Genomic DNA, 9968 nt, shown 5'->3' on the forward strand with positions numbered 1-9968 from the left:
GTCAAGGCTTTTCCTTATAACGATTTGAGGTAGAAGTGGTCCATTGCGCCGTGCTGCACGCCCTGCGGTTTGTCGATTTGCTGGAAGCCGAGCTTTTCGTAGAGGCGGATGGCGGCGTCGAATTTGGAGTGCGTCTCGATGTAGAGCGTTTCATAGCCCGCGCCTCTGGCGGCCTGCTCGACGGTTTCGGACAAACGTCTGCCGACGCGCTTGACCTTGGCCGCGTCGGAGAGGTAGAGCTTTTGCAGCTCCGCGCAGCGGTCGAAAACCGCCGTCTCGGCAAAGCCGCAGCAGCCGAGCACCGTACCGTTTTCGCCGACGGCGACGAAGTAGCCGCGGTCTGGTTTCGCACTGTAAAACGCGCGCAGATGGTCGAGCTCGGGGTCAAAGTACGCCGTGCCGGGGATGGTCAGGTGATACTGCTCAAAATTTGTGCGGATGATTTTGGCGATAAACGGGTCATCCGCCGCCGTGATCGGGCGGATGGTGACGGAAGAGAGCGTTTGCTGTTCCATGGGGAGTGCCTTTCTAAAGAATTAAGTTTCATCCATCAGATCGACGATCTTGCCGCCGTCGTAGACGTGGACGGTATCCCAGTAGCGGATGCCGTTCGCGGTCATCGTGCCCGCGCCGACCTCAATGCTCGTTCCCTGCGGGAGCCAGTCGGTGCACGTCGCGTCGCCGCCGGAGAGGATGAGCTGGGGAATGACCGTGTCTCCCCACTGGTTCACTTCAAATGAACCGTCGCGGAACACTGCATTTTCAACGCCGTCGAGGTACTGCACAGTTCCGCTGCCGCCTGCGATGCAGAGATCGCCGGAGAGCACGAGCGTATCCGTTTCCAGACTGCCCGAGCGGACGAAGAGCGCAGGCGCGCCGCTGTACGAACGCTCGTTTAAGAAAATAGCGCCGCTGCTGAACGAGACATCGTCGAGAATCAGGCCGGGAAGGTATGGGAGGTTGTCGCCACCGACACCGATGCCTGCGCCGTCGATGCGCAGCGTGCCGCTGCCACAGATGACGACCGTGCCGAAGCCTGTGAAACAGGCGACGTCGGCTGTGCCGCCGTCGGCCCAGCAGTCGCCGCTCACTTCAAGCAGCAGGATACCGCCGGGGATGTTGGGGGAGATGTTGGGAATGTAGCTGTCCTGCGCGGTCAGGTGCGCGCAGTGGTAGCGCTCGCCGTTCCAGACGACGAGCCCCGCGCCGTAGTCGAAGACTGCGCTGCCGCCGGTCATGTCGGCGACGGAAATGCCGCTGTCGCCGTCCTGTAAGGCAAGGTCTTGATACTCGCCGTCGTACCACACGCTGTAAGAGGTCTGATACCCGCCGCCCGAGTTCTGCGCGAGCGGGAGAGATTTGTCCGCAGCCAAAATGCTTGCGTCGCCGAGGTCGTAGTAGAGCAGGCAGCTCTCGGGCAGCGACATTTCCTGCGTGTTGTCGACCGGGTTCTGCTCAGACGTGTCCGGCAGCGTTGTTTCGCCGCAGGCGGTCAGCAGAAACGCGAGGGAAAGGGCGAGAAAAAGCGCTTTTTTCATGGCGGACACTCCTATTAAAATATGGGGTCAGAATTCGAGCGCGATCTGCGCGTCGTCGACGGTGGAGACGTCCAGCCCAAATTCGCTCGGCAGGTAGCGCGGGCAGACGTTTTCGCCCGTCGTGTTGACGGACGCGGCAAGGCGCGTGCCGATCTCGCAGGATTCCATCATCGTTTTGCCGTAGGTCTGGCCGATGACCGCGCCGGCAAAAAACGCGTCGCCCGCGCCGGTCGTGTCCTTGACGTCGACCTTTTTCGCGGGGCAGTAGCCGTCCTCGCCGTCGAGCGTGGCGAACACCGCACCCTGCGCGCCCATCGTGACGACCATGCGGCGAATCTGCGCGCCGCGGATCTTGTCGCGCAGGATGGGAAGCATCTCGTCGGGGGAGAGACCGTCGTAATTTTCCGAAAACAGGATGCCCGCCTCCTGCTGGTTGCAGATGAAGCAGTGAACCGAGCGCAGGAAGTCGCGCCGCTCAATGGCGATGCTCATGTTGGACACGACCGCGTAGACGGGCTTGTGGTACTTTTCCGCCAGCGCGAACGTGCGCTTGACGATGTCCTTTTCCATGTCGATCTCGAGCAGAATGCTGTCGGCCTGCGAGAAAATTTCGTCGCCCTGCTCGTCGAGAATGCCGACGATAGGGCTCAGGTCGGGCCGCTTGGAGATCGACGCGGTCACATCGCCCGTGTTGTCAAAGATCGCAAGCCAGGTTCCCATGCCGTCGGGCGTTGTGCGGATGTAGCGCGTGTCGACCTTGTGGCTCTGGAGCTTTTTGACAACGTCCGCGCCTGCGCTCGTGTCGTCGACAAGGCTCACGAACGTCGGGCGCAGCTCGACGTTCGCGATGTCCTCGACGATGTTGCGGCTCACGCCGCCGTGCACCTGCACGACGCGGCCCGCGTTGCGCCCGCCGGGGATGTAGGAAGAGAGGGGATAGCCCTTGATATCGACAAACACCGCGCCCATCACGACAATACTCATGGAAACGTCCTCCGAAGTTAAGTGTTATACTCAGTATACCATGCTTTTTAGGGATTGCAAAGCGGAGAATATAAGGGGGAACGGGGCGAACCGACCGGTTCGCCCCGTTCCTATGAGAGAAAAGAGAGTGGAGAGCAAGTTAATCCTTAATGCGCGCCTTCTGCGCCTCGACATTGCGAATGGCGAAGAGCGTGCCGACCGTCAGCACGACGCCGATGGCGAGGCAGACGATCCAGTTCTGGATAAAGCCCGCGAGCACAAAGCACACAAAGCTCAGGCACGCGACGGTGATGGCATAGGGCAGCTGCGTGGCGACGTGGTTGACATGCTCCACCTGCGCACCGGCGGAGGACATGATGGTCGTGTCGGAGATGGGGGAGCAGTGGTCGCCGCACACGGCGCCCGCGCAGCAGGCGGAAATGCCGATGTAGAGCAGCGCGCTGTCGCTGGGGAAGATGGCCGTGACAATGGGGATCAGGATGCCGAACGTGCCCCAGGACGTGCCGGAGGCAAAGGCCAGCACGCACGCGACAAGGAAGATGACGGCGGGCAGCATATTGTAAAGGCCCTCAGAGGCAGCGTACATCAGATCGTGCACATAGTCTGCGGCACCCAGCGCGTTGAGCGTGGTCTTGAGGGAGACGGCCAGTGTCAGGATGATGATCGGGGAGATCATGGCCTGGAAGCCCTTGGGGATGCAGCCCATAGCCTCGCGGAAGCCGACGACGCGGCGGGCGACGAGGTAGATGACCGTGAGCACCAGCGCGATGATGCCGCCCCAGGGGAGGCCGACGAACGCGTCCGTGTTGCCGAACGCACCGATGAAGTCGCCGGCGTAATCGGTGCAGCCGGACGTGTCAGCGCCGAAGAAGCCGCCGACGTAGAGCATGCCGATGGTGCAGAGGATGATGAGCATAATGACGGGAATGACAAGGTCGATGACGCGGCCCTTGGGGTTGGCGTTCTCCTCGGTGCTGCCGGCGCTGCCGGAGAGGTCACCCGTATTGCGGGCGCGCTCTTCAAACCCGCGCATCGGGCCGTAGTCGAACTTGAGCAGCGTGAGCGTGATGATGAAGACGAATGTCAGAAGGGAATAGAAGTTATAGGGAATGGCTCGGATGAAGAGCTGGATGCCGGAAATGCCGGTGTCGAGGTCTTCGGCCGTGGAGGACACGGCGGCCGCCCAGGACGAGATCGGCGCGATCATGCACACGGGAGCGGCAGTGGCGTCGATGAGGTAGGCGAGCTTGGGACGAGAGATATGGTGGCGGTCGGTCACCGGACGCATGACCGAGCCCACAGTCAGGCAGTTAAAGTAGTCGTCGATGAAAATGAGGATGCCGAGGATGAACGTCGCAAGCTGCGCGCCCACGCGGGTGTGGATGTTCTTTTCCGCCCAGCGGCCAAAGGCCGCGCTGCCGCCTGCTAAGTTGACAAGCGCCACGATGATGCCGAGCAGGACAAGGAAGAGAAAGATGCCCGCGTTGTCCGCGATCGCAGCGATGATGCCATCGTTGACGATCATGTCGATCGTGGCGACGGGGGCAAAGTCGCAGGCGAAGAGCGCGCCGATCACGACGCCGATAAAGAGAGACGAGTACGCCTCCTTGGTGATCAGCGCCAGCGTGATGGCGATGATGGGGGGCACGAGTGCCCAGAAGGTTCCGACAAATTGCATGATGTTTCTCCTTTCCTGTGCCGCAAACACAGAGCAAAAAAATTAAGCCATGATTTCCATCATGACTTAACACAAAAACATCAAACAACCGATGTAAAACACATCAAGGCTCGTGATCGCGTCGATCATGACAGCACTCCGTCCTTCCGGACGACAGTCCGCCGGGTATTTCCCGACGACCCAAGTATCGACAAAACAGGGATTTCATCGACCCTTCGGCGGCGTCCCCTTTCGCACCCCATGGTCTCCTGCCGTTTTGCCGGGAGCTACTCATGTCAGCCGCGCCTCTATCAAGACTTATGAAATTGCTTGCAGTATACACCTTTTTCCGATTCTGTCAAGCAAGAAAAGCATGTTTTGCCGAAAAATGGCTAAAAATTATACGTATGATCGTAAAACGGAGGAATTTCGGAACGATTTTTGTGGAAAACAGAGAGAGCTTACGCCCCGCAGTAGGCGAGCTTGAGCAGGCGGCAGAAAAGCTCGCTCCACGTGAGGTGCGGTATGCTCTCGCCCGCGAGCAGCGGAAGCGATGCGACCGGTGTGCCGTTTGCGTCGAAAATGTCGAGCGTGCCGAGCGGCTCGCCCTCCTCGACGGGCGCATCAATGCTCTCGGGCAGCGAGACGGCCTGCGTCAGGCCGTTTGCGCGGCTCTTTTCGAGAAGCAGGGCGTTTTCACTCGTCAGAACGCTCTGCACCGTCTTCTGCGTGCCGAGCGTCACGGGCACGGCGGGCAGCGGCGATTCGGGAGTGACGGTGACGAGCGAGTACGCCGCAAAGCCGTAATTCAAAAGCGCTTTGGCATCGGAAAAGCGCTTGTCACTCGTGCTGCCGCCCAGGATGACCGCGATGAGCTCCATGCCGTCCTTCTCCGCGGTTGCGCTGATGCAGTATTTGGCCGAATCGGTCGAGCCGGTCTTGAGTCCCGTTGCGCCGGGGTAAAAGCGCACGAGCTTGTTGGTGTTGACGAGCATGGACACCCCGTCGCGCAGCGAGTCCATCCAGATCGTCGTAAAGCGGCGGATGTCGGGGTGGCGCCAAATGAGCTCGCGCGACATGAGCGCGATGTCGTAGGCCGAGGTGACATGCCCCTCCGCGGGCAGGCCCGTGCAGTTGACAAAGTGCGTGTCGTTCATGCCGAGCTCTTTGGCTCGCTCGTTCATGCGCGCGACGAAAGCCTCCTCGCTGCCCGCCAGGTGCTCGCCGAGCGCGACGGCCGCGTCGTTGCCGGAGACGACGCACACGGCCTTGATGAGGTCTTCGACGCGCATCTGCTCGCCCTCTTTGAGCCAGATCTGGCTGCCGCCCATCGATGCGGCGTGCGCGCTGCCTGTGACGGTGTCGTCATACGAGAGTGCGCCGGAGTCGATGGCCTCCATCGTGAGCAGCAGCGTCATCACCTTCGTCACGCTCGCGGGCTCGCGCGGCGTGTGTTCATCCTTGGCAAAGAGCACCGTGCCGGTCTGCTTTTCCATCAAGAGAGCGGAGGGGGCGTCGAGCGTGAGCTCGTCGGCGCGCACGGGCACGCACAAAAGCAGCGCGAACAGCAGGATCATCGGGAACATTCGTTTCATGGCGGAGCTCCTTTCTTCGTTTGGCAAAGAATATGAAAGAATCAGCGACAACATGAATATTTCGCCTTGAAATGACACGAAGAATATGATATACTCCATCTGTTCGCAGGGTTGGTATATCGGTATTACAGCGGCTTCCCAAGCCGTTAAGGCGGGTTCGACTCCCGTACCCTGCTCCAAAAAATAAGAGACGCCGAAGGGCGTCTCTTATTTTTTGGAATCCGTGGGACATTAAAATGCTCGGCGGAAGTGAATTCACCCTGCGCAAATGCTTTTGCGCAGCAAAAGCATTTTACGGCGCAAAAGCGCCGAAGAGGACGGAGTGGGTAGGAGTGCCTGCGCCGATTGGTGGTGCGCAGCGCTGTTGCTGCGGAGCGGCAATGCGCGATGGAGTGCTGCGTCGATTGAGACTGCGGGGCGCTCTTGCCCTGTCGGGCAATTCGCGATGGGGTGCAGTTCTAATGATGATGAATGCTGCGCCGATTGATAGCGCGGGGCAAAACACGATGATTATTTTTCGGCAAAGGTATCGCCTTTGGACGACGAGGGCTTGCTTTTGCCGGTCAGAATGCAGGTGAAAATGGCGGTGGCGTATAGGATGGCACAGACGAGGTCGGTGAATTCGCCGAAATAGAAGAGGGAAAAGCTTCCGGCGATTTGGATGAAGGCTGCGCCGCCGAAGGTTACCAGCAGGAAGCGCAGGAAAAGCTTGAAAAAGTGCTGTTCGTCCTTGGGAAAATAGGTATCCGTGATTTTACTTGTCAGGTTACTCATGGGCTCTCTCCTTATTATCTCTCTTTAAGTAGGGGAAAATGCTCGCTTTTAGTATACGAAATGTTTAAATGGGGGGTCAAGAGGGCGGAGGGGAATGCGCCTATCTCTGCTGCACCCTCTAAAATACAAGTCACAGAAAAAGAGAAAAAGTTTCCACGATCAGAGGAAAACTGCGGAAAAATCTTTACAGGCGAAAAAATTTGCGTTATCTTAATACAAGATCAAGAGCGCCGCCGAACAGGGGAAGCCCGGTTCGGCGGCTTTTTGTGTTTGTGTGTCAGGAGAAAAGAAAAATGATCGGTGTGATCGTCAACGTGCTGGCGGTGGCGCTGGGCGGCGTTTTGGGAACGGTGTTCAGCAAGAAGCTCTCCACCCGCTTTACGACGGAGCTCAACAAGGTGTTCGGCGTGTGCGCCATCGGCATGGGTATCAGCTCAGTGCCGCTGATGCAGAACATGCCCGCGGTGATCCTGGCCGTCGTGGCGGGCACGGCGCTCGGCCTTGCGTGCCATCTGGGCGAGTGGATCAGCCGCAGCGGCGAACTGATGGAAAAGCCCATCGGCAAGCTCCTCGGCGAGAGAAACGGGGACGACGAGGACGGCCTTCCGCGCGAGGAATACCTCTCGCTTCTGGTGACGGCCATCGTGCTCTTCTGCTCGAGCGGCACGGGCATTTACGGCTGCCTTGACGCGGGCATGACGGGAAACGCGACGGTGATTTTGAGCAAGTCGATTTTGGACTTTTTCACGGCGATGGTCTTTGCCTGCAATTTGGGCGCGGTGACATCGCTCGTGGCGGTGCCGCAGGCGGCGGTGTTTTTTGCGCTGTTTTTCGCCGCCAAGGCGATCTATCCGCTCACGACGACGCCGATGATCGGCGACTTCAAGGCCTGCGGCGGCTTTCTGCTCATCGCAACGGGCTGCCGCATCGCCAAGATGCAGGACTTCCCCGTGGCGGACATGATCCCGGCGATGGTGCTTGTGATGCCGCTGAGCGCCCTGTAGACCAATTACATCGCGCCGCTTCTCTGAGCGCATGGAAAAAAGCACCGTTGCCCAAAAAGGCGGCGGTGCTTGCATTTTTGCGTTATGTAAATTATAATGAAACAGATCATTGACAACAGACGGAGGCAAACACATGAAAAAGGTCGCATTGGTCACCGGCTCGTCCCGCGGCATCGGCCGCGCGGTCGCGGCGGAGCTCGCGCGGGACGGCTATGCCGTGTGCATCAATTACTATGAACGAAAGGACAAGGCCGACGAGCTTGTCGCGCTGCTGCGCGCCGAAGGCCGCGAGGCCATCGCCGTGCAGGCGGACGTGTCAAAGCGCAGCGAGGTGAACGCCATGGTCGCGCAGTGCGAGCGTGAGCTCGGTAAGATCACGCTGCTCGTGAACAACGCGGGCGTCGCCGGTCAGGCGCTCTTTCAGGATGTGACGGACGAGATGTGGGAGCGCTATTTCGGCGTGAACTTAAACGGTGCGCGCAACACCATTCAGGCGGTGCTGCCGAACATGCTGCACGAAAAGAGCGGCTCCATCGTGAACATTTCGTCGATCTGGGGCCAGCACGGCGCGTCGTGCGAGGTGACGTATTCCTGCACGAAGCACGCGCTCATCGGCCTGACGCGCTCGCTCGCGATGGAGCTGGCGCCGAGCGGCATCCGCGTCAACTGCGTTGCCCCCGGCGTCATCGAGACCGATATGGTCAAGGTACTGGGCGAGGAAACGCTCAAGGACCTTGCCGAGCAAACGCCGCTCGGCCGCCTCGGCAAGCCCGAGGACATCGCCGCGGCGGTCGCGTATCTCGCGTCTGACAAGGCGTCGTTCGTCACGGGCCAGGTGCTCGCGGTGGACGGGGCGTTCGTGCTCTGAGTCAGCGCCCTGTGCTGCCAAAGCCCCCCTCGCCGCGCACGGTCTCGGGAAGGGTGTCGACCTGCTCAAATTCCATCGGCAGAAACGGCAGCAGCACGAGCTGGGCGACGCGGTCACCGTGTCGCACGGTGCGCTCTTCGTTGCTGTCGTTGTGCAGGGCGACGAAGCATTCGCCGCGGTAGTCACTGTCGATGACGCCGAGGCAGTTTGCCGGACGGAGGCCTTGCTTGGAAGCTAAGCCGCTTCTGGCAACGACTGCGCCGAACGTGCCCTCCGGTAGGGCAAAGGAAAGACCGGTCGGCAGCATAGCCGTCGCGTGCGGCGGGATGATGAGCTCTTTGTCGCCGTCCAGGCAGGCGTAAAGGTCATAGCCGGCGGCGAAAGCGGAGCCGCGCGTGGGGAGCTTTGCGCCCTCGCGCAGCAGTTTGATCGAAACGTTGGACATGGGGGAAAACCTCCTTTTTTTGCATGCGAAACATTATAAAGCCTGCGCAAAAGAAAAGCAAGCACGGTGCAAAAAGGGAGGATCTGGCATAAGAATAAGAATTTTCCCTTGCCAAACGGGGGGAGTTCTGCTATTATACTACGATGTAATGTTTCCGCCTGATGCAGGCGCTTACAAAACGATAACCTTTTTTGGAGGCTCGGATAGATGGCAAAAAACAACGATAAGCGGGCAGAACGCATGGCCAGAAGCAATCGCAACGTCAATCGTGCGATCACGGTGCTCATGGCCGGCGTCATTGCTGAATTTTATCTTTTGATGGTGAACAACTACTATGTCAAAGGCGGCGTCGGTCAGGTGCTCACGATGATGACTGTGCTTCAGGTCATCGACTACATCGGCTGCGCGCTGTTCGGCGCGGGCCTTGTCGTCTGGCTGATGCGCAAAAAGTGGACGCGCTTCGCGCCCGCCGCGCCGTGGCTCTTATGCATCGGCTTTTTCTTCGCCGTGTCGTCGATCCTGATGCTCAAGGTCTACCCGCAGGGCACGACGATGATGTGCGTGATCGTGCCGGTCGTGATGCTCATCGGCATCGTGTTCCTGCTCTATCCGCGTGAGTTTTCCGTGCAGGCCGTGGGCCTGACGGCGTCGCTGATGGCGATGTACCTCATCCACCGCGGCAGCGGGAGCGACACGTGGGGCGGCATCGTCACCGGATGCAGCATCCTCGCGATCTGCGTGGTCGCGGTGCTTGGTGTCGCTGTTTTCAAGGCGGGCAAGAACGACGGCAAGCTTAAGAAGCTCGGCGATCTTCGTATCGTGTCGCAGGACGGCGACTATAAGCTCATTTACGCTGTGCTCGCCGTGTGCGCACTGGCCATCGTGGCGGCGCTCGCCGTCAGCAGCATCGCCTACTACGGTCTCTGGGTGCTGGCGATTGGCACATTCCTCCTCGCGGTGTACTACACGGTGAAAATGATGTAAAGAAATCAAAAGGAAGGCGAGTCTATTTGTGAAGTGACCCCAAAAAGTTAGACAATATTCTGAAGTAAAAATTGTTCAAGCAGCTGAAAGGGCTTGCTGTCTGTGAATTGCAGGCGGCA

Annotated in this window: 10 protein-coding genes, 1 tRNA gene and 1 riboswitch; of the genes, 4 read left to right on the forward strand and 7 right to left on the reverse strand. The window is 59.4% G+C overall.

Annotated features, from left to right (window positions below; genetic code table 11):
- Positions 1 to 14: 14 nt before the first annotated feature.
- The 5 genes from NI20_RS0100950 to NI20_RS0100970 form a co-directional block, all read right to left on the reverse strand.
- Positions 15 to 515, reverse strand: a complete 501-nt coding sequence (locus NI20_RS0100950) for a GNAT family N-acetyltransferase (protein ID WP_033119597.1) — start codon at positions 513 to 515, stop codon at positions 15 to 17.
- 21 nt (positions 516 to 536) lie between these two features.
- On the reverse strand, positions 537 to 1538 hold the full coding sequence (locus NI20_RS0100955) for a hypothetical protein (protein WP_033119598.1): 1002 nt from the start codon (positions 1536 to 1538) through the stop codon (positions 537 to 539).
- 27 nt (positions 1539 to 1565) lie between these two features.
- Positions 1566 to 2522 carry a carbohydrate kinase family protein gene (locus NI20_RS0100960; protein WP_033119599.1) on the reverse strand — a complete coding sequence of 319 codons (957 nt, stop codon included), beginning with the start codon at positions 2520 to 2522 and terminating at the stop codon, positions 1566 to 1568.
- 139 nt (positions 2523 to 2661) lie between these two features.
- Positions 2662 to 4200 carry a Na+/H+ antiporter NhaC family protein gene (locus NI20_RS0100965; protein WP_033119600.1) on the reverse strand — a complete coding sequence of 513 codons (1539 nt, stop codon included), beginning with the start codon at positions 4198 to 4200 and terminating at the stop codon, positions 2662 to 2664.
- A gap of 123 nt (positions 4201 to 4323) precedes the next feature.
- A riboswitch (Lysine riboswitch) is annotated at positions 4324 to 4498 on the reverse strand.
- 142 nt (positions 4499 to 4640) lie between these two features.
- Positions 4641 to 5774: a D-alanyl-D-alanine carboxypeptidase family protein gene (locus NI20_RS0100970; protein ID WP_033119601.1), complete on the reverse strand. Its 1134-nt coding sequence runs from the start codon at positions 5772 to 5774 to the stop codon at positions 4641 to 4643.
- A 105-nt stretch (positions 5775 to 5879) separates the two neighbouring features.
- Between NI20_RS0100970 and NI20_RS0100975 the strand changes: the two genes are divergently transcribed.
- Positions 5880 to 5953: transfer RNA gene (locus NI20_RS0100975), tRNA-Gly, on the forward strand.
- 331 nt (positions 5954 to 6284) lie between these two features.
- On the opposite strand, the gene NI20_RS0100980 is transcribed toward NI20_RS0100975, so the two are convergent.
- Positions 6285 to 6548 (reverse strand): hypothetical protein, encoded by a 264-nt coding sequence (locus NI20_RS0100980; RefSeq protein WP_033119602.1) that lies wholly within the window; start codon positions 6546 to 6548, stop codon positions 6285 to 6287.
- Between the two features lie 293 nt (positions 6549 to 6841).
- Between NI20_RS0100980 and NI20_RS0100985 the strand changes: the two genes are divergently transcribed.
- Together NI20_RS0100985 and ymfI are read left to right on the forward strand one after the other, a co-directional pair.
- The gene (locus NI20_RS0100985) at positions 6842 to 7552 is read left to right on the forward strand and encodes a DUF554 domain-containing protein (protein ID WP_033119603.1); all 711 of its coding nucleotides are present in this window, start codon (positions 6842 to 6844) and stop codon (positions 7550 to 7552) included.
- A 133-nt stretch (positions 7553 to 7685) separates the two neighbouring features.
- Positions 7686 to 8420: an elongation factor P 5-aminopentanone reductase gene (ymfI, locus tag NI20_RS0100990; RefSeq protein ID WP_033119604.1), complete on the forward strand. Its 735-nt coding sequence runs from the start codon at positions 7686 to 7688 to the stop codon at positions 8418 to 8420.
- Position 8421: 1 nt separating this feature from the next.
- Here ymfI and dut read toward each other — a convergent pair whose 3' ends face one another.
- Positions 8422 to 8865 carry a dUTP diphosphatase gene (gene dut, locus NI20_RS0100995; RefSeq protein WP_033119605.1) on the reverse strand — a complete coding sequence of 148 codons (444 nt, stop codon included), beginning with the start codon at positions 8863 to 8865 and terminating at the stop codon, positions 8422 to 8424.
- A gap of 207 nt (positions 8866 to 9072) precedes the next feature.
- Between dut and NI20_RS0101000 the strand changes: the two genes are divergently transcribed.
- On the forward strand, positions 9073 to 9849 hold the full coding sequence (locus NI20_RS0101000) for a hypothetical protein (RefSeq protein WP_033119606.1): 777 nt from the start codon (positions 9073 to 9075) through the stop codon (positions 9847 to 9849).
- The last annotated feature ends 119 nt before the right edge of the window (positions 9850 to 9968 follow it).

Source organism: Oscillibacter sp. ER4 (assembly GCF_000765235.1).
In the GTDB taxonomy this organism is placed as follows: Bacteria; Bacillota; Clostridia; order Oscillospirales; family Oscillospiraceae; genus Hominicoprocola; species Hominicoprocola fusiformis.

Bases quoted from the DNA above. Each gene is read 5' to 3' on its own strand.
- ymfI (WP_033119604.1), top strand. From the start codon at position 7,686: ATGAAAAAGGTCGCATTGGTCACCGGCTCGTCCCGCGGCATCGGCCGC.
- NI20_RS0100980 (WP_033119602.1), bottom strand. From the start codon at position 6,548: ATGAGTAACCTGACAAGTAAAATCACGGATACCTATTTTCCCAAGGAC.
- dut (WP_033119605.1), bottom strand. From the start codon at position 8,865: ATGTCCAACGTTTCGATCAAACTGCTGCGCGAGGGCGCAAAGCTCCCC.
- NI20_RS0100985 (WP_033119603.1), top strand. From the start codon at position 6,842: ATGATCGGTGTGATCGTCAACGTGCTGGCGGTGGCGCTGGGCGGCGTT.
- NI20_RS0101000 (WP_033119606.1), top strand. From the start codon at position 9,073: ATGGCAAAAAACAACGATAAGCGGGCAGAACGCATGGCCAGAAGCAAT.
- NI20_RS0100950 (WP_033119597.1), bottom strand. From the start codon at position 515: ATGGAACAGCAAACGCTCTCTTCCGTCACCATCCGCCCGATCACGGCG.
- NI20_RS0100955 (WP_033119598.1), bottom strand. From the start codon at position 1,538: ATGAAAAAAGCGCTTTTTCTCGCCCTTTCCCTCGCGTTTCTGCTGACC.
- NI20_RS0100965 (WP_033119600.1), bottom strand. From the start codon at position 4,200: ATGCAATTTGTCGGAACCTTCTGGGCACTCGTGCCCCCCATCATCGCC.
- NI20_RS0100970 (WP_033119601.1), bottom strand. From the start codon at position 5,774: ATGAAACGAATGTTCCCGATGATCCTGCTGTTCGCGCTGCTTTTGTGC.
- NI20_RS0100960 (WP_033119599.1), bottom strand. From the start codon at position 2,522: ATGAGTATTGTCGTGATGGGCGCGGTGTTTGTCGATATCAAGGGCTAT.